We start from the raw sequence: 18,669 nt of genomic DNA, 5'->3' as shown, positions 1-18,669 counted from the left end.
TTTGTACTCCTCTCGCCGGATCAGGCGTCAAGAATCTGTTTAATCTGATCAAGGTTGGCGCGTTCGCCACCGGTTAAGTTCAGGGTCACTTCGCCACCCGCACTCATGGTGACGCTGTCGACGCGTGAACTCATCTGCATATCCAGTTGTTCACTCTCACCGGCAATCGTGCCGCTGAGTTTGAAAACGTATTGACCTGGTGGGTAGACGTTTTCAATCGGATCTCCGTTATCGTCCAGTACGATCTCGCCATTTTCATCGCGGAGGTACTGGTCAAGATTCATCTTGCTGCGGTCCAGGTTGACGATGTCACCATCGACCATCAGGTTGTAGCCATCCCAGCGCACAGACATGGCGCCCGCGTCATGCGAACCGAGTGAAATCTGCTCCAGAGTCTGACCATTTTTGTTTTCGATGGTCAGCATCATGTCGCCTGTCGCCGCAGGTACCTCAGTGAAGCCGCTGACCACACCGCCGTTCGTGAGCAGGCCTGTGGTATTACCATCAACAATCACACTCTGACCGACGAGACTTGACGCCTGTAAAGCGGCATTGGAGGTAAACTGTGCCGCCATGCTCTCTGCCGTATCGTTGAGGTTGTCGATCCCTTCAACCGATGAAAACTGAGCCAGCTGAGCAACGAACGCCTGGTTATCTGTCGGCTCCAGCGGGTTCTGGTTATTCAGCTGCGCGACCATGAGTTCGAGAAAGGCATTGCGACCCAACTCATTGTCTTTGGCTTCGGTCTGCGTCGGCGTACGGTACTGATCCAGTACGGCGGCGTTGTTGTTTACTTCGTTAATCGCCATTTATCGCCCCCTTACTGGCCAAGTGTGAGTGTGCGTTGCAGCATCTGCTTCGCGGTTTTAAGAACTTCAACGTTCATTTGATAGCTGCGCGATGAAGACATCATGTCGGTCATTTCTTCAACGATGTTCACGTTCGGGTAGTACACGTAGCCGTCGTCGTTCGCCATTGGATGATCTGGCTGGAAACGTGCCTGCAGCGGTGAATCTTTTTCGACGATGCCGTCGATTTTTACGCCAGCACCCATGGCCGCATCGGTATCCATAAAACCGTTCACATCCCGGCTTTTTGAATTCACTTCGCTTTCGAGCACGGAAAACCAGGGCTTGCGTGCACGGTAGGTTTCATCCACAGAGCTTGAAGCGCTGTCGGCGTTGGCAATGTTACTGGCGGTGGTATTCAGTCGGACTGACTGGGCAGTCATACCGCTTCCGGCAATGTTAAGTACGCTGGTCAGTGACATAATTATTCTCCCCGGATCGCGTTACGCATGCCTTTGAACTTACCGCTCAAAAATTCGAAGCTGGCGTTGTAGTCCATGCTGTTACGGGCAAACAAAGCTTGTTCGGTCTGGGCGTCGACCGTGTTGCCGTCGATGGATGGCTGCAGAGGATTGCGATACTTCAGTTCGTCATCGGCAAAGCCGCTGGTGCCACTCAGGTGAGCAGAATGCGTCGCTGCCATACCGAATGAGGTGTTGCTGTGAGTTTCTGCTTCGAGAATGGCTTTGAAATCAAAATCACGGGCCTTGAATCCTGGGGTGTCTGCATTGGCAAGGTTGTTTGCCAGTACTTCGGCGCGTTGCGCACGAAGCTGCATTGCGTTGTCGTGGATTCCGAGTGCGTTGGTAAAGTTGATTGCGCCCATTCTGTACCTGCCTGTTTGCCATATGTGTTCGTCTGCAGAGATACAGCAAGAGCTGGGCCAATTTATTTTTTACTTATTTTTCAATGGGTTATCAAAAAAGCGGGCATTTAAAGGAGAATTTCACAGAGGGGAACGGCAAGCCCTTACCTACCAGCGGCAAAGGCTAAAACGATTACTTTTTCCGGTAGAGGATACCTGGGTTACAACTGACCATTTCATAGTGATCCGGCATCCCACTCAAGGCTTCTGAAGCACCGAGGATCAGGTAGCCACCCGGCTTCAGAGCACCGTGCATTTTCAATAGGATGTCGCGCTTGCGTTCGGCGCTGAAATAAATCAGTACATTGCGGCAGAAGATAATATCGAAGGTGCCGAGACGCGAGTAGCTGTCGTTCAGGTTAAAGTTTCTGAACTCCACGCCCTGGCGCAGTTCTTTGCCGACGTGCCAGGCATCGTCTCCGGTTTTTTCAAAGTACTTCGCCAGCTGGTCTTCTGGCATACCACGCCGTATCGCCATCCATGGGTACGTCCCTTCTTTGGCGGCGCTCAAAGCACTTTCTGATAAATCGGTAGCCAACACTGACACAGCAGGCAGACGTTTCGAGCTCGTTCGGCGGAATTCCAGTTCAGTCAGTTTGATAGAGTAAGGTTCCTGCCCTGTTGAGCAGGCCGAAGACCAGATACGTATGGGCGATGATTGTTCAGCGAGTGCCGGAAAAACGCGATTACGAAGAATTTCGAATGGATGACTGTCGCGCAGCCAGAGTGTTTCGTTGGTCGTCATGGCATCAATGACGTTATTTTTGAACTGACGGTCACGCTCCATGCAGTACATCAGCTCGGTCAGACTGGGTAAATTACGGTCGGCCATGAGCTTTCGCAAACGGCTGGCGACCAGGTATTCTTTGCCATCCCCCAGCAGAATGCCGGAGAGTCCCTCAAGGTAGTCGCGGAACTGGTTATACTCCGCAGCAGTTACCACGACTTCCTTCTTGTTATGCGTCATCAATTTCAACCGTGGTTAATTCGGCTCACAATATTGTCGGCCAGTACGTCGGGGTCAAACTTTGCAATAAAGTCATTAGCACCCACTTTTTCAACCATTGCCTGGTTAAATACACCGCTCAGTGATGAGTGCAGTACTACATAAAATCCCTTCATCGCATCGTTACTACGAATGTGAGTGGTCAGCGTGTAGCCATCCATCTCTGGCATCTCAATATCGGATACCAACATCATGTAACGGTCCTGCGGTCGCTCACCCTCGTCTACGATTCCTTTCAGGTGCTCCCAGGCTTGTCTGCCATCTTCGAGAGCGACAACCTCTACGCCAACGTTCTCCAGACAGCGGGTAATCTGCTTACGCGCAATCTTAGAATCATCCACGATCAGAACTTTCTTTTTACCGGCCTCAGTACGGACGTCGTCACTGACGATGCCTTCACTGATGTCCTCTTTCACCGGCGATACTTCAGCAAGAATCTTCTCTACGTCGATGATCTCGACGATGTGATTCTCAACTTCAGTGACTGCTGTGAGGTAATGCTCGCGGCCCGTGCCCTTGGGCGGTGGATGAATATGTTCCCAGTTCATGTTGATGATTTTGTCGACCGAAGCCACCAGGAAGCCCTGAGTCGCGCCGTTGTACTCAGTAATAATCACGAACGAACCATTCACTTCATCCAGCGGAGGACCACCCGTTGCCAGGCTCATATCGAGAATCGGTGTGGTTCCTGAGCGGATGTGAACAACCCCACGGACAACACGATTGCTGCCAGGCAGGGACGTCAGTCGCGGACACTGTATGATCTCTTTTACTTTGAATACGTTAATGCCGTACAACTGTTCACCGCGGACGCGGAAAAGCAGCAGCTCCAGACGGTTTTCGCCGACCAGCTTGGTACGTTGGTTTACGGACTCAAGAACACCAGCCATGTGTGCCTCTCTTTCAGATCAATTCCGGCATGACCTTTGCTCAACCTGAGGTATGAGTAATAAAAGTGCCGGAATCATGACATCATTTTCGTTAGCTTCATTGAGCATAGTAGAGAACCAGAGAAGCGCAGGCGTTTTATTTGGTTTTTTCATCTGGTCGTTGTCGACCGTTGCTCAGGCCGGAAGCTCTCTGGATGATGTCACCGCTGAACTGAAAAATCGCTGGATTGCACTGGGGGGAGACGCCGGTGTATCGGAGTTTGAGTATCCTTCTGTATCACCGGGATATGAGTTGCCTGACTGCAGCGCTTCGCTAGAGGTGAATGTTATCCGCCACCTACAACCGGGGCGCAACGGTGTTGAGGTCAGCTGTGCAGCGCCCTTCTGGCGCCAATCGTTCGCGGTTGAACTGAAGGTGTTCGCAGATGTCGTCACCGCTGATACCGATATACGCCGGGATACTGTTATCAATGCAGGTCAACTCAGAATCAGTCGCCTTGACACCTCTGATCTGCACAAAGGGTATTTCAGTAATATTGACGCCGTCAGCGGAATGCTGAGCAAACGAACTCTGCGACAAGGAACACCTGTCACACCTGACATGGTCGACTTACCCGACCTTGTTCAACGCGGGCAACTGCTCAAAATCAGGCTGGTCAGGCCGGGAATTCAGGTCGAGATTAAGGGGGAAGCCCTGGCTCGTGGTCACCTGGGTGAACAGATACGGGTCAGGAATACGCAGTCGGGAACCACCCTGTTTGCGGAAGTCATCGGCGATGGCTTAGTACAGGTCCAGTGAGTTTTCAAAAAAAACTGACACTTTTTCCTAAAGTAATGAAATCTGCTGCCGTTAACTACAATGAAGAGGTACATCTGAATGAAGCTCGGAGAAATGATGATGAACATCAATAAATTCACTAACGGCAACAGTGTCGACACGAATCGTAGTCGTACTGAACCCGTTAAGGCCCCAGAAACGAATGCTGAAGGCAAAGCCAGGGAATCCGCGCCGCTGACCGATCAGGTCAAGCTTAGCGCGAGCAGTAAAAGCATTCAGCAGATAGAAGCTGAGATTAAAGAGATGAAGGACGTCGACGACGCAACCGTTGAGCGCATCCGTAGCGCCATTGATAACGGTGAATACAAAATCGATTACGACAGACTGGCAGGGAAAATGCTTGATTTTGAGGACCGATTCAACTTCTGAGGTCCTCAGGTATGCTTTTAGATACCTCTCCCCTTGCCCGGCTGATGTCATCCGAGCTCGACGCCAGCCGGCAGCTCTTCACCCTGCTGGAGCAGGAACTGGAGGCCGTGAGCCACCACCGTACGTCTGAACTGGACACTCTGAACCCTGCCAAAGAGAAACAGGTAACCCTCCTGAAACAGCAGGCGAGTACCCGCTTACAGTGGATGAAAGACCACCAGCTACCTCTGAGTGCAGAGTGCCTGCAACACGAGGCTGTCCAGAATAACTCCGAAATTCACCCATTGTGGCAGCAGCTTGCCGCTCAGTATGAAGCCAACCGGCAAATCTCAGAGCGCCTGAGCGAAATGGTTCTGGCATTGCGATTCCGCGCCGAACAGAAGCTTCGTATCTTGCATGCCCGACAGAATGATCCACACTTATATAATGAATATGGAAAAACTTCCGGAGCGAATCCGGGACTTAATAGTATCGAAGCGTAGTGGATCGTCAGACATGCCAGAGGCAAGTATCAATCAGGAATTTCTGCTGAACTCCCCAGAAGACGTATACGGCGCTCTGCGCAAGGTTGTGCTTCTGGAAACCCCTGTGACCCTGCGTATAGATGGCGACGACACCGAATACAAATCGGCAATTACGGAAACCAGCTTCAAGTCCCGCAGCTTCTTTATGGACCGGGTTATCCCGATGCAGGGCAACGATCTGATCAGGAGCGGTAAGCGATTTTCAGTGGAGTGCGACACTCAGGGTGTGCGCATTGAATTCCGAATGACGGGTCGCCTGCGCTATCAGCCGGATCAGGAGCAGTATCGCGCCGAATTTCCCGAAGAAGTTCTCTATCTGCAGCGCCGCACCGCCTACCGTGTCATGGTGCCACCTGCACACCAGATATTAGTAACACTGCGCTTCGAAGATGATGATGAAGACAGCGATGGGCTAACAGGGCGCCTGGTAGATCTGTCTTCGAGTGGTTTTAAGGCCAAATTCAAGGGCGACATCACTGAAACACTGCACAACCACAAGGACATCCCTATGGCTCGGGTTCGCTTTAATCGCGACAACTCGATGGATTGCAGCCTGGAAGCCCGCCATATTCAGCTGAGTGACAACGGCAATACACAATGTGGCTTCTCCTTCACCACGATCTCACCTCAAGGCCAACGCTTCATTGACCGACTGATCACGGAGTTTCAGTGGGAAGAACGTCGCCTGAAGGAACAACAGAAAAACGAACTAGACAACATCTGAGTGCGCAGCCCCTGCCGGGGCTGACAATCACGACACCAACCGTTAGAATCCTCAGCCTTCCTCCCTATAGCTCAACAGGATAGAGCTTCCGCCTCCTAAGCGGACGATTGGGGTTCGAGTCCCTATGGGGAGGCCATTCCTTCTTTCAAAGTCTTCCAATACCAACAAATTCCTCGCCACAAGCCTCGTAAATACTGGGTTTTCGTTCCAACAACATCCAAAGACATCCATTTACATCGCAGATAGTTCTGGGGTAACTTTCGGGGTAACTGAGTTCGGGTGGGTAAAAGTTACCCCAGGAGATAGGAATGCCTCTGTCAGCGGTAGCGGTATAGAACGCACAACCCAAGGCCAAGAACACCCAACCTCAACAATCACGTCTACTGCGCTGGAAAGACGTTCAACCACGCGTAGGTATCTGCCGCTCTCAGGCACACGCCATGATCAACGAGAGCACCTTCCCTGCTCCGGTTAAGCTCGGTGCCCGTGCTTCAGCCTGGGTCGAATCTGAAATCAACGACTGGATCGAAAGCAGGATTAGCGCCTCTCGCAACGAAGGAGGTGCAGCATGAAGAAATTCAAGAAGAAGGAATACATCATCTGCCATCTGCTGACAGTCGGACATATCTCCAGCTTTGAGGCTATCAGCAAATACAGACACGCACTCCTCTCTACCGTCATCCATGAGCTGCGCACTGCTGGCGCAGCTATTCGAACGGTCGATGAGCCTCACGTCGGCGGCACCCATGCGCGCTACCACGTCATCGACAAGCAAACAGTCCTCAACACTCTTACGCCTGAGATGTTGACAAATGTTGACCTCCTGATGAACGCAGTAAACGACCCGGAGTACTGAGTTATGGGTCAGCGAGCAGACAAAGCAGGGAAGCTTAGCTCTGGAGAGGACTCGCGAGCTATCCAGCCTGGCGATTAACTCGCCGCTGCAAATCCAGCAAACCCTTTACTTTTTTGGGGTGGAATCCTGCACTAAAGCCCCATTTGCGCGACAGAGCGTCGCGGTTAGTTAGCGGTGGAGTTTCGGCTTGGTAAAACGGTTCAGCCTGCCAAGGCATAGCCATAAGCTGTGATTGCAGACTCGATAAGCACTGACGCAGGCGCTTGCTACGCTCTGCTGGCATGGCTGCATTCATAGCAAAGAAATCGAACAGATAGGCTGCTTTGCGACATTCGTCCAGATCGAAGCCATCCAGAGCAAAGCCGTCCAGATCAGGTTCCCACCCTTTGTTCCAGGCAGCATCGGCAAGTAGGCACAAACCGTCAGCAGCACTCTCTAATGAGGCGCTGCGTACAACCTGCAGTAATACTTGCCGATACTCTTGATCTGTCATTTCAACTCTCCAGCTCCTGCAGCTGGTTTACCATAAACTCAATATTACCCTTGAGTCTTCGCTCATTGCCAACGGCGCCAATCAGGGCTTCTTCTGCGTGCTTACGCAGCTCTTCTGCAGTGAACTTACCCGCCTGATGAAGCGATATTATGTCAGCCTGGTCGTCAACTGCCAATCGATCCAACTTACTTACAGCCAGGTCAAGTGCTGTTACTACATACGCAACCAGAGGGTCAGAATCAGAGCCAAAAAGCGGTATGGCATCATCCTGATAGTACTCAGGTAGTAAACCAGAAATGGTCGGAGAGAAGGTATCATCCACAATTAGGGCCTTCTCAAGCCCATCATCGTCTGTATAAATAATGGTGATATCATCCAGCTCGAGCGCCTGTGCAGCCTGTATCTCAACATCAATATCGCTTGAACCACGAGCATTTGTATGGATATGCAGAGCAGCACCACCAAAGATGTAAGCCCTATATGTTCCTGGCTCAGCATCTGCCACTTGCTCAGATATTGCAGCGTTCACCTCCAACATGGCGTCTATAATGGCGCGCCCCATTGGAGTATTGGTGAACAGTTTTTCCTTACTCATAGCACGGCTCTTTCCGACGTTATGTAGACCACTATAACAACCTTAAAAGCAGCCCCCCAACCTGTTATATCCCGAATCTATCCGATATATTTATCAAAAATAGCAGGGATGAGTATGGCGATCCAACAAGGCATCTGGCGTATAAACGCAGGCAACAACGCTTCTAGCACCCCTACTCGTCTGGAAACTGCCCGTCTGGACGACGAGAACCAGCTGGAAGAGTTGATTGTGCAGGATGTGTCGATCATCAACGCCGACTGGCTGCTGATCGGCCGGCAGGTGCGCACCAGTTTTGATAAGCGCATAGACTTGGTGGCGCTGGATGCCAATGGCAGCGTCATCATAATTGAACTTAAGCGGGATAAGACTCCCCGTGATGTGGTGGCGCAGGCCATCGACTACGCCTCGTGGGTGGAAACACTGGAAGACAATCAGCTGGTCGATTGTTACATCGATTTCGCAAGTAAACACAAATTACCAAATCAAAGCCTCGACGTGGCATTCAAGGCTAAGTTTGGCCTGTCGTTAGCCGATGTCACCCTAAACGACTCACATCAGATGGTGATAGTGGCATCTGAACTGGATGCCAGTACTGAGCGCATTATCACCTACCTGAACAACCGCCATGGCGTAGGTATTAACGCAGTGTTTTTTTCCGCGTTCAGCGATGGTAGCAACCGTTACCTGTCCCGCGCCTGGATGATAGACCCACAGGAAACCCAACAGCTCGTAAGCACCCGAGGTGCGCGCGAACCGTGGAATGGCGAGTTCTATGTATCCTTTGGCCATGGCGAATGCCGTAACTGGGAGGATGCTCGCCAGCACGGTTTTGTCGCTGCAGGCGGTGGTCAATGGTATTCCAACACTCTGAATATGTTGGCCGAAGGAGACCGGATTTGGGTGAATATCCCTAAAACCGGTTACGTTGGCGTGGGTATTGTGACCGGAGAACGACAGCGCATCAGTGAATTCTGTATCGCCGGACAACCACTGACCAGCCTACCAACTCAATTGGACTACAGCAGTTTCTCAGCAGCGCCTGACGACAGTGCAGAGTACGTCGTGCCTGTTAAATGGCTACACACCGAAGCCAACAGCAATGCCTTCAGTGAGACCGGGCTATTCGGCAATCAGAATACCGTGTGTAAACCTACGACAACCAAATGGCGTCACACGGTTGAACGACTAAAAGCAATTTGGAAAATCGATAGCTGAGAAATATGTTTTAGCGATAGTTATCACCGGCTCTCAATTCTTTCTACCACCCCAAAAGTAGGGGTAACTATCGGGGTAACCAATTCCGTTAACAATTTAAATATCTATATTTTTCAAATAGTTGAAAATGAAATTCGGCCTCCTATGGGGAGGTCATTTCTGAATATCACTGTTTCACCTCTCACACCTCGCCGATGACGCTAAATATACGATAAGCTCCGTGTTCAGGAACGTCAGGTTCAGGGACTTTAAGGCACTCATCCATGCAACTCAGTGAAGCTCAACAAACCAATAATATCTGGCGTCTGGCAATTGCTCAGGCACTGGCGGGTGCAAACTCGGTCGTGATTTTTGCCACCAGCGCGGTCATAGGTCATCAGCTGGCTCCTGATCCGGCACTGGCGACACTCCCGATTTCTCTGTTTGTTGTAGGCATGGCACTTTGCATTCTGCCCTCGGGGCTCATAGCACAGCGCTATGGGCGCCTGATTGCATTTCAGGCCGGTACTGCTCTGGGGGTACTTTCGGGGGTATCGGCGATGGCTGCAATGATCTACAGTTCATTCACTCTTCTGTGCCTGTCGACAATATTCGGCGGCGCGTATGCTGCGGTGGTTCTGTCCTTTCGTTTTGCGGCGACCGATGGCGTAGCGCCTGACAGGCAGCCACGAGCATTGTCTATGGTGATGGCTGGCGGAATCGCGGCAGGTGTCGTTGGCCCCCAGCTGATTACGCACACGATGAATCTCTCTCTGCCCGGGTTAGATACTCCACCCTTTGCGGCGTCTTTCCTGATTCAGGCGCTTACTGCAGCCCTTGCCGGCGCAGTTCTGTCGGGTGTTAAGTTGCCACGCCCTAGCGTTGAAGAAGTTGCTGGAGGTCGCGCGCTGGGTGACATTATTCGCCAGCCCCTCTTTCTGCCTGCCGTTGTTTGTGGTGCCGTCTCTTACCTGGTGATGAACTTCCTGATGACGGCCGCTCCGCTTGCGATGCATTTTCATGGACACTCGCAGGCCGATGCAAACCTGGGAATTCAATGGCATGTGATTGCCATGTATGGGCCCAGCTTTTTTACCGGGCACCTGATTGCGCGTTTCGGAGCCATCCGTATTTCAGCTCTAGGATTGATACTCACTGCCATTGCAGCCGGAATTTCTCTCCATGGTGTGGATGTACTCCACTTCTGGTCCATGCTGATCGTACTGGGCATAGGCTGGAATTTTGGCTTCCTCGGAGCGTCAGCGCTGATCCTACAGTGCCACCGATCAGAAGAGAAAAACCGTGTGCAATCACTGAATGATTTCATCGTATTCTCGCTGATGGCAATCGGCTCTTTTGCCTCGGGGGGCATACTCAGCTACTGGGGGTGGGATATCGTGCTCTGGGTATCATTTGTTCCTGTCATTGTTGCCTCTGTCATTATGCTGTTGGTTCAATTCAACCGGTCAGCCGCTGTGGCCGAAAGCTGAATTTTTGTTGAGTGTGCAGCCCCGAAGCATAAGCCCTCACGCCTTCCGACAGAGCTTAATCAATTATTACTATCGCCTCGATACATTTAATATAATTTTAATATCAACGTATCGGGCTACTCTGTATCTTAGTAATCACAAGCAACGCTAACAACGATAGCAATTGATGAGGTGCGACGATGGACAACAACTCTGCGGGCAAATGCCCGGTTATGCACGGCAGTGTCACGCAACACGGAAATTCAAACACTGACTGGTGGCCAAATAACCTGAACCTCGACATTCTCCACCAACATGACACCAAGACAAACCCTCTTGGCGAAGACTTCAATTACGCCGAAGAGTTTAAAAAGCTCGATCTCGAAGCTGTTAAGAGTGACGTAAAAGCGCTTCTGACCGACAGCCAGGATTGGTGGCCAGCCGACTGGGGTCATTACGGCGGTCTTATGATCCGTATGGCCTGGCACGCAGCGGGTTCATACCGCCTTGCCGATGGTCGTGGTGGTGCGAACACTGGCAACCAACGCTTTGCACCTCTGAACAGCTGGCCGGATAACGCGAACCTCGACAAGGCTCGTCGCCTGCTTTGGCCAATCAAAAAGAAATACGGTAACAAGCTCTCGTGGGCCGACCTGATGATTCTTGCCGGTAACCTGTCGTACGAGTCTTTCGGCCTGAAAACCTTTGGTTTCGCCGGTGGCCGTGAAGATATCTGGCACCCGGAAAAAGATACTTACTGGGGCTCAGAGAAAGAATGGCTGGCGCCAAGTGACAACGACAACAGCCGTTACACGGATGATCACGAGATGGAAAACCCACTCGCTGCGGTAATGATGGGCCTGATCTATGTGAATCCGGAAGGCCGCGATGGCAAACCTGACCCACTCAAGTCAGCAGCTGATGTACGCGATACTTTTAAGCGTATGGCGATGAACGATGAAGAAACCGTAGCCCTGACTGCAGGCGGCCACACAGTGGGTAAATGTCACGGTAACGCGAACGCGGATGATCTCGGCCCTGAACCTGAAGCCGCGGACGTGAATGAACAGGGTCTTGGTTGGAACAACCATAAGGGTCGTGGCATTGGTCGCGATACCCTGACCGGCGGCCCTGAAGGTGCCTGGACAACCAATCCGACCAAGTGGGATATGGGCTACTTCGATATGCTGCTGAATCACGAGTGGGAGCTGACCAAGAGCCCTGCGGGTGCGTGGCAGTGGAAGCCGGTGGATATCAAGGAAGAGGATATGCCGGTAGACGTTGAAGACCCGAGCATCCGCACCATGCCGATGATGACAGACGCCGATATGGCGATGAAAATGGACCCGGAGTACCGCAAAATCTGCGAACGTTTTCACAAAGACCCTGAGTACTTCTCAGATGTCTTCGCCCGTGCCTGGTTTAAGCTTACGCACCGAGATATGGGCCCCAAAGCACGTTACCTGGGCGCAGATACTCCTGCGGAAGATCTGATCTGGCAGGACCCGATTCCAGAAGTGGATTACACCCTGACAGACGCCGAAGTCGCTGACCTCAAGTCACAGATTCTCGCTTCAGATCTGACTATCGCCGAACTGGTGGCAACCGCCTGGGACAGCGCCCGTACTTTCCGTGGTTCGGATTTCCGTGGTGGTGCAAACGGAGCACGTATCCGCTTGGCACCTCAGAAAGACTGGGAAGGTAATGAGCCTGAGCGCCTGCAAAAAGTTCTGGCTGTTCTTGAGGGCATTAGCGCTGGTTTCAGTAAGCCTGTCAGTATTGCCGATATGATCGTACTCGGTGGTACGGCTGCGGTAGAGAAAGCAGCAAAAGACGCGGGAGTGGACATTACTGTCCCATTTGCTCCGGGTCGTGGAGACGCCACTGACGATCAGACCGATGCTGAGTCGTTTGATGTCCTTGAGCCACTCGCTGACGGCTTCCGCAACTATGCCAAGAAAGAGTACGTCGTTTCGCCAGAGGAAATGCTGCTCGACCGCGCTCAGTTGATGGGTCTGACAGCCCCAGAAATGACGGTTCTGATCGGTGGTATGCGTGTGCTGGGTACCAACTTTGGCAACAGCGAGCACGGCGTATTCACAAATAATGTCGGTGTATTGAGCAACGACTTTTTCGTTACCCTGACCGATATGGCGTACAAATGGGAACCCGCGAGCAAGAGCCACTACAACATTGTTGATCGTAAGAGCGGCGAAACCAAATGGACTGCTACCCGTGTCGACCTGGTATTTGGCTCCAACTCGATTCTGCGCTCATACGCTGAGGTGTATGCTCAGGACGACAACAAAGAGAAGTTCGTTAATGACTTCGTGAAGGCCTTTGTGAAGGTGATGAATGCGGATCGTTTTGATCTGAGCTAATTACTTCGCTGGGTTTCAGGCCCGCATCCGCGCCGGTCACAGCGGTGCGTCGTGCGGGCCTCTTTCGTTCTGCTGCCTCAGAACTCTGTTGATAATCCGGGCAGTTTCTGTACTATCGGGCGTAATAATAATTATCAGAAACGGGCGCTGATGCGCTGCGATTACGGAAAACACTATGCCCTCGTTCAAGTCTGCTGTCCTGGCTGCGGCCGTTGCCCTTCCTACTCTGTCATTTGCCGACTCGGCGATAAACTATGATTACGTTCAGGCTAGCTTCGCAAAGAGCAAGCAGGATTCTCCTTCTTCGGGAGAGCCTGAAAAAACAACAGCAACGGTCCTTGAGCTCCAGAAAGATCTTGGATATCAGGTAGTCGCCAGTGTTTCCGCGGGATTTGTTGAGCTGAAAGACCGCTATGAGACAGATGAAGCCAGATATGGAGCCGATGTTGATCAGCGGACATTACGGATTGCTATCGATCGCTACTTCCAGATCACCCCTACCCTGCACTTCATCCCAGGACTGTCGTACAGCGAAATTAAGTCTGATGTAGAAACTAAGTTTCAACGCACTGATGTGAATTTCTTCTTCAGCGAATCCACGGTGACCTATACCGACAGCTCGGCGCTTAATCTTGAAACCCGCTATCGTCTATCTGAATACTCACCTCTGGAATTATCAGGCACTGTGTCTTATGCGACCGGTGAAGAGGAAGATTCGATTATCGTCGACCTGTCTGCGGAGCTGAATATTTCAGACATTCTGTCTGGTCGTTTTTCTTACCAGAAAGATATTGAGCACTCTGCCCCAACCTACGTTTACGGTATCCGTGTTTACTTCTGATGCGTTTATTTCAGACACTCAGCGATATGTGGAACATTCCTGAGTGTCGTCACAAATCGAAAGCCGATTATTGTCCCGCTCGTACGTCCCAGTGTGATTAGAAGAATTACAGCCAGGGTCTCCGCCTGAACTTCCTACCCGATACGTGCACTGCTTAAGAACATAGGAACCTGATGTTTCGTCACCCAGAAACGTCAGACTGCAATCACAACGTGATCCGTCTTCTTCGACAAAGTAATAGGCGAGGTTACTGTTTAGTGCGCCGCCGGTGAGATCAAGAAGGAAACCGCTGCCTGTTTCTGTCCACTCACGAAACAGCCCTTCGTCAGTTTCTTCATCTGTACCGCTGCTTAACGTAGTGGCGGGAGAGCCTCCTCCACAGGCGAGGAGAGCGATAGTTAGTAGCAGAATCAGGAAAGGTTTCATTCAACGTCCTTGTTGGTTTGCAGGAGCACAAATCCTCTTGCACTCCATGGTTATTATTTATTTCAGTAGTAGAGGAATATGCCTGTTCCAAAGGCACGATAATCTGAATCCAGATAGGTCGTCATATCGAGATACGCCTCCATCGTACCGACTAAGCGCGTACTGACCCGGCCACGGAAGTAAGCGTCGTTGGTATCCTCTGTCACTATGACACCGAGCAACGGCTGAATATCGATACTGTTGTAGTCATCCAGGAACCAGCGAATACCCGCAGATATATCCGCAAAGGGCTCAGAGCCTGACTCATCGACCACGGTCGTGGTGGCATCACCATCCACTTTCAGGCTCGAGTATACATCATAAAACGCATATCCAAGCTTGACTGTACCCACCGCATCCGCTTTTGCCGTGAATGGAATATGAGCGCCTAAACTGACACCCAGATCGATAGAATCCCGCTCGTAGAAGTAGGAATCTCCAGAGTTCATCAACTCGTCATCGGTAAATTCGGTGGTACCGAACGCCTGATAGATGAGCCCTTGCTTCAGCTCTTCGGAGTATATTGCCGTAACCCGATGCCCTTCCAGTTCTTCACTGAAGCCATCAACGCCAATACGCTGGTAATCGTAAGTGATACCCAGATAGTCGTAATTAAACGGTTCGGCGGCAATTGCAGACAAAGCGCAGGTCATTCCTAACAGCGCACTGACTGAAGCGTATATTGGTCTCATTCTTGAGCCTCTCACAGGTTGTTAACTACCCAGGAGTTGTGGTGAATGCCACCTCTGCGGGCAGCTTCGTCAAGATTACCACCGGGTGCTTTTGGCCTGCAAATCCAAGTCTCATTATCTTGATCTGGCGCCATAATTCGATTATCCGGGCTTAGCCCTGAGACTGCGCCAGAAAAGCGCGAAGCCCCCCAAGCACAAACACTCTTGCAGCATTATAGGTTTCAGAAAAGGCCGAGCTCTGAACTTCGCCTCGTGTCATGCTGTTGACCCTGAAGTTGTCCGCAAAGACGCTGAAGTATGTCAATCGGCTGGTACCAGGGGCTCGCTGGTGTTCTGAACAGCAGCGGCATACCCCTGGATTCTTCCCTTGAAAATGTTCTTACCAGATTACGTAATTAATCAATATCTTTCAGACCAGTCGGTTCATAATGCTCGGTGACACCCGCGGCCGTTGATCGCTCCCAGGTCTGCAGATACGCCTCTGCAGACGTCATGACAGCTTCATAGGTTCGCACTGGCGCCTGTTGACGCAGGTCTTCTATAAAGTCGGCCAGCATGCCGTAATGCGCCATTCCATCCTGATTAAAATCAAAGGTCCGGTTACCTGATACCTGGCGGTTAAACTCGATACCGAACTCCGATATAAATGGATAAAGTAATGGGTTCGTTGCCACATCCGATCTCGGACCCGGCTGTCCACCCAGGCCGCTCATGTCGGTACCAATACCGACACCGTTGAGATATTCGGTATCTGCCAGAATATCCAGATAACGATCAACACGACGAACCAGGTCCGTCGCGTCGCTATTATAAGGGGCTACGAATCCGCCCGCTTCGATCAGACGCTCAGTATTACGGTGCACAGCTCCTCCGGGCGCATTAAGCATCCAGCTGTGCGTCGAGAGAACACCGCTGTAACCTCTGGCTTCGGCAATATCCATGACCGCTGTCGCGGTTGCGTCACTCATATGGTCCAGTTCAACCATCATTTTCAGGTCAATCATGCGGTTCACGAGGTAGCTTCCCAGAGGACTCAGGCCGTGTTGATTGCAGTGCGGACGAGATTCGTCGTATTCCGGATTAAGGTGCACGGCATCAAGAATTTCCCGAATAACAGGGATATCTCCGATAAGAGGAAAGCCGGACGTCATTGGCTTACCGTGGGTATGTGCTGCACATTCTTCTGTTTCAAAAAAGCGCCCCGTAGACAGCAGCTGCCCGATATTAATAAAACCACTTTCAACAACAGATCCGGCCAGTTGATTATCGAATTTATGAGTCGGGTACAAAGAGCGAACCCCAAGGTCGTATACTTCCTGAAGTTGAGCCTCTATGGTTTCACGGGTGCAGTAGTCATTCAGTCCGCAGTTAAAGGTTTCCGAGGCTTCAATACCCAGCACCACGGCCATCCGCCCTTCGGCGATTGTTTCACGGGCTTCCTGAGGTGTGGTGACAATATGGAAAAAGCCTTTACCCGGCCCTCCCGCCTGCGCATCGACATACTCTTCGAGTTCACGAAGCCGCTGTGCCTGCAAGCGGATTGAGTCCATAACATTGCAGCTGTTCGGGTTTATCCATGATGCAGGATTGATCCGGCTCTGAGCCCAGCAGAGCACTTCATTTTCAACCAGGTTGGTAACCATAATGCGTAGCCCCGACAGGTAAGCACGCTCCATCCATTTATAGTAGTAGCCCGAGTGACTCATCTGCTGATGATTTGGCCACCAGGGAAAATCTGGCCAGCCACGGGTGTCGTAGCGGTTGTTAATATCGTTAAAGGTGTAGAGATTACCAATCAGGTCGAGCGATCCATCTTTACCGTGAAGATGGGCAGAATCTTTCAGTGCTTCCTCTACACCGAAGCGGTGGAAAGGCTCTCCCGCCATGAATTTTCCGCCCATAAATTCGTAGGACGAAATATGAGTATGTGCGTCGATATAACCACGGACGGGTAAATCCACATTACCTTTCAAAGCGTCGCGATCGCCATAGGCATTAACCGCTACCTCAGGGAAGTCAGCACAACCTTCAAGCTCAACGAAATTCAGAGCGGTTTCTTTATTCAGAGATAACAAGTCGAGGGCGCTGGTAAAATAGAGCTCACCATTACGGATACGATGTGCCAACTGCAAACCGGTTTGCGCATTGTAGAGTGCATATCCCTCACCCGTGGATTCCAACGTCCATTCGGTACGATCATTGGCTGACTCGGCTGCTCTGACTATCGTGGTTACACTTGCGCCCAGGTAGCGGCTGGAGGCATCACGCAGCAAAAAGTGCTGATGTCGACTGGGTTTCATATAGAAAAGACTGGCACTGGTGGCTGATTCGCCAGAGAACGAATAAGACGGCAAGCCATCTGCCCAGCCCGGGTTCTCCTCGTAACGCAGCCACAGGCCTGTCCCGGGGGACTGTATACCGACGCATCTCTGGGCCAGGCTCGCCACACTGCCTTGATAGGGCTCAGCGAGTTCAGGAGCAGGAGGAGAAGACATCGCAAATGTATTGGTCGAGGACAGCAGAAAACCCGCTGCAATCCATGAGCGTAACCGAGACATAACATCACCTTTATTATTTTTATTTTTGTTTCGTATTTTCGTTTTGCAGGTTCAAACTACGTGTATTAAAGGCCATGGCCAAGGAGTAAATCCGGTTCGGCCCAAAAAGAACCAGATCAGGCCCACTGGAACCATCCCTTATCAGGCGGTAGAGTAGCGCCTGACTTTTTTACTCTGACATCCGGGCCACTCTGATGAATTCACGATCACTTATACGACTGACGAGCACCACTCTGTTTGTTACTTTCCTTGCATCCTGTGCAACCTTAAAAGGTATCGTGGATGTCAAAAAGCCTACCGCAGAGGTTGCGGGCGTTTCTCTGGGTAGCCTGTCCCTGGAACAAGCAACCCTGCTGGTCGATGTTGCCGTCAGTAATCCGAATGGGTTTGCACTGGATGCCGCTGGCTTTGACCTTGATCTGGGCGTCGGCGGATCACCTCTGGCCTCGGTAAATCAACCAGACGCAACCGTGACTGTACCCGCCAATGGTACTGAATCTGTGCAGCTGCCAGTGACTCTGAAATTCACCGACCTGGCCAACGCGATTGGCGGCCTGAGCGGTAAAAATTCTGTTGATTACACGCTCGACGGCAATGTGCTCATGGATGTTCCAGTCATGGGCAATATCAGTATTCCCGTTAATTTCGCAGGCAACCTGCCGATACCGCAGCTGCCGGAGATTACATTCAGTGATATCAGCCTGTCGGATGTCAGCTGGAGCGGAGCCAAACTGATGCTCAGCCTGGACGTAGAAAACCCAAATGCTTTCGGACTGGATCTCAATTCTTTGGCCTATAACCTTCAGGCTGAAGGAAAGTCACTGGGTAAAGGTGCACTCAGCAGCGTTAAACTCGAGGAAGGCCAATCGCAGAAAATTGATATTCCTCTGGAGGTCAGTCTGACTAACCTGGGAATCAGCCTTTTCCGCATGCTGTCTGGTGGAGAAGCGGTCAAAGTGGGGATCGACGGCAGTGCAGACGTCACGCCTGACATTGGTCTCTGGAAGCCCGAGCCTCTTAAATTCAAGGCGGAGCGTACGCTGAATCCTTAACCGGGCGAT

The 18,669-nt window shown here is 51.4% G+C and carries 21 protein-coding genes and 1 tRNA gene; 12 read left to right on the top strand and 10 right to left on the bottom strand.

Annotated elements, in window-relative coordinates; genetic code table 11:
• Positions 1 to 20 precede the first annotated feature (20 nt).
• From B3007_RS05550 to B3007_RS05530, 5 genes are all read right to left on the bottom strand, one after another.
• Positions 21 to 809: a flagellar hook assembly protein FlgD gene (locus B3007_RS05550; protein WP_273091771.1), complete on the bottom strand. Its 789-nt coding sequence runs from the start codon at positions 807 to 809 to the stop codon at positions 21 to 23.
• 11 nt (positions 810 to 820) lie between these two features.
• Positions 821 to 1,270: a flagellar basal body rod protein FlgC gene (flgC, locus tag B3007_RS05545; protein WP_068441483.1), complete on the bottom strand. Its 450-nt coding sequence runs from the start codon at positions 1,268 to 1,270 to the stop codon at positions 821 to 823.
• Positions 1,271 to 1,272: 2 nt separating this feature from the next.
• A complete protein-coding gene (flgB, locus tag B3007_RS05540; RefSeq protein WP_076514996.1) occupies positions 1,273 to 1,674 on the bottom strand; it encodes a flagellar basal body rod protein FlgB in 402 nt (133 codons plus the stop codon).
• Positions 1,675 to 1,846: 172 nt separating this feature from the next.
• On the bottom strand, positions 1,847 to 2,680 hold the full coding sequence (locus B3007_RS05535) for a CheR family methyltransferase (protein ID WP_297533734.1): 834 nt from the start codon (positions 2,678 to 2,680) through the stop codon (positions 1,847 to 1,849).
• Positions 2,681 to 2,685: 5 nt separating this feature from the next.
• Positions 2,686 to 3,609, bottom strand: a complete 924-nt coding sequence (locus B3007_RS05530; RefSeq protein WP_301378093.1) for a chemotaxis protein CheV — start codon at positions 3,607 to 3,609, stop codon at positions 2,686 to 2,688.
• Positions 3,610 to 3,685: 76 nt separating this feature from the next.
• Between B3007_RS05530 and flgA the strand changes: the two genes are divergently transcribed.
• The 7 genes from flgA to B3007_RS05495 all read left to right on the top strand — a co-directional run bounded on the left by flgA (position 3,686) and on the right by B3007_RS05495 (position 6,920).
• Positions 3,686 to 4,408, top strand: coding sequence for a flagellar basal body P-ring formation chaperone FlgA (gene flgA, locus B3007_RS05525; protein ID WP_301378094.1), 723 nt, complete (start codon positions 3,686 to 3,688; stop codon positions 4,406 to 4,408).
• A 78-nt stretch (positions 4,409 to 4,486) separates the two neighbouring features.
• A complete protein-coding gene (flgM, locus tag B3007_RS05520) occupies positions 4,487 to 4,816 on the top strand; it encodes a flagellar biosynthesis anti-sigma factor FlgM (RefSeq protein ID WP_273091108.1) in 330 nt (109 codons plus the stop codon).
• 11 nt (positions 4,817 to 4,827) lie between these two features.
• Positions 4,828 to 5,298 (top strand): flagellar export chaperone FlgN, encoded by a 471-nt coding sequence (gene flgN, locus B3007_RS05515; RefSeq protein WP_068441472.1) that lies wholly within the window; start codon positions 4,828 to 4,830, stop codon positions 5,296 to 5,298.
• Positions 5,299 to 5,311: 13 nt separating this feature from the next.
• Positions 5,312 to 6,064, top strand: coding sequence for a flagellar brake protein (locus tag B3007_RS05510; protein WP_068441470.1), 753 nt, complete (start codon positions 5,312 to 5,314; stop codon positions 6,062 to 6,064).
• Between the two features lie 60 nt (positions 6,065 to 6,124).
• Positions 6,125 to 6,200 (top strand) — tRNA-Arg (locus B3007_RS05505).
• 247 nt (positions 6,201 to 6,447) lie between these two features.
• Positions 6,448 to 6,636, top strand: coding sequence for a helix-turn-helix transcriptional regulator (locus B3007_RS05500; RefSeq protein WP_301378121.1), 189 nt, complete (start codon positions 6,448 to 6,450; stop codon positions 6,634 to 6,636).
• Positions 6,633 to 6,920, top strand: a complete 288-nt coding sequence (locus B3007_RS05495; protein WP_301378095.1) for a winged helix domain-containing protein — start codon at positions 6,633 to 6,635, stop codon at positions 6,918 to 6,920. Before B3007_RS05500 ends, B3007_RS05495 begins: the two co-directional genes overlap by 4 nt.
• 58 nt (positions 6,921 to 6,978) lie before the next feature.
• Here B3007_RS05495 and B3007_RS05490 read toward each other — a convergent pair whose 3' ends face one another.
• On the bottom strand, positions 6,979 to 7,413 hold the full coding sequence (locus B3007_RS05490; protein WP_068441003.1) for a hypothetical protein: 435 nt from the start codon (positions 7,411 to 7,413) through the stop codon (positions 6,979 to 6,981).
• A 1-nt stretch (position 7,414) separates the two neighbouring features.
• Entirely contained in the window at positions 7,415 to 8,008 is a 594-nt protein-coding gene (locus B3007_RS05485; protein WP_068441466.1) for a DUF6036 family nucleotidyltransferase, read from the bottom strand.
• A 114-nt stretch (positions 8,009 to 8,122) separates the two neighbouring features.
• Between B3007_RS05485 and B3007_RS05480 the strand changes: the two genes are divergently transcribed.
• The 4 genes from B3007_RS05480 (at position 8,123) to B3007_RS05465 (ending at position 13,893) form a co-directional block, all read left to right on the top strand.
• Positions 8,123 to 9,223: an endonuclease NucS domain-containing protein gene (locus B3007_RS05480; RefSeq protein WP_301378096.1), complete on the top strand. Its 1,101-nt coding sequence runs from the start codon at positions 8,123 to 8,125 to the stop codon at positions 9,221 to 9,223.
• A 263-nt stretch (positions 9,224 to 9,486) separates the two neighbouring features.
• The gene (locus tag B3007_RS05475) at positions 9,487 to 10,692 is read left to right on the top strand and encodes an MFS transporter (protein ID WP_301378097.1); all 1,206 of its coding nucleotides are present in this window, start codon (positions 9,487 to 9,489) and stop codon (positions 10,690 to 10,692) included.
• 179 nt (positions 10,693 to 10,871) lie between these two features.
• A complete protein-coding gene (gene katG, locus B3007_RS05470; protein WP_301378098.1) occupies positions 10,872 to 13,052 on the top strand; it encodes a catalase/peroxidase HPI in 2,181 nt (726 codons plus the stop codon).
• Positions 13,053 to 13,227: 175 nt separating this feature from the next.
• Positions 13,228 to 13,893 carry a hypothetical protein gene (locus tag B3007_RS05465; RefSeq protein WP_301378099.1) on the top strand — a complete coding sequence of 222 codons (666 nt, stop codon included), beginning with the start codon at positions 13,228 to 13,230 and terminating at the stop codon, positions 13,891 to 13,893.
• A gap of 18 nt (positions 13,894 to 13,911) precedes the next feature.
• Here the strand turns inward: B3007_RS05465 and B3007_RS05460 are convergent, their stop codons facing one another.
• From B3007_RS05460 to B3007_RS05450, 3 genes are all read right to left on the bottom strand, one after another.
• Positions 13,912 to 14,319: a hypothetical protein gene (locus B3007_RS05460; protein ID WP_301378100.1), complete on the bottom strand. Its 408-nt coding sequence runs from the start codon at positions 14,317 to 14,319 to the stop codon at positions 13,912 to 13,914.
• A 62-nt stretch (positions 14,320 to 14,381) separates the two neighbouring features.
• Positions 14,382 to 15,050, bottom strand: a complete 669-nt coding sequence (locus tag B3007_RS05455) for a hypothetical protein (RefSeq protein WP_301378101.1) — start codon at positions 15,048 to 15,050, stop codon at positions 14,382 to 14,384.
• A gap of 395 nt (positions 15,051 to 15,445) precedes the next feature.
• The gene (locus tag B3007_RS05450) at positions 15,446 to 17,608 is read right to left on the bottom strand and encodes a membrane dipeptidase (protein WP_301378102.1); all 2,163 of its coding nucleotides are present in this window, start codon (positions 17,606 to 17,608) and stop codon (positions 15,446 to 15,448) included.
• Positions 17,609 to 17,802: 194 nt separating this feature from the next.
• Between B3007_RS05450 and B3007_RS05445 the strand changes: the two genes are divergently transcribed.
• Complete coding sequence (locus tag B3007_RS05445; RefSeq protein WP_068441448.1) at positions 17,803 to 18,660, top strand: LEA type 2 family protein; 858 nt, start codon at positions 17,803 to 17,805, stop codon at positions 18,658 to 18,660.
• The last annotated feature ends 9 nt before the right edge of the window (positions 18,661 to 18,669 follow it).

Source organism: Thalassolituus sp. UBA675, from assembly GCF_002297765.1.
Lineage (GTDB): Bacteria > Pseudomonadota > Gammaproteobacteria > Pseudomonadales > Oceanobacteraceae > Thalassolituus.
The sequence above is the reverse complement of the archived record's forward strand: the minus strand, read 5'-3'. Positions and strand labels throughout refer to the sequence as shown.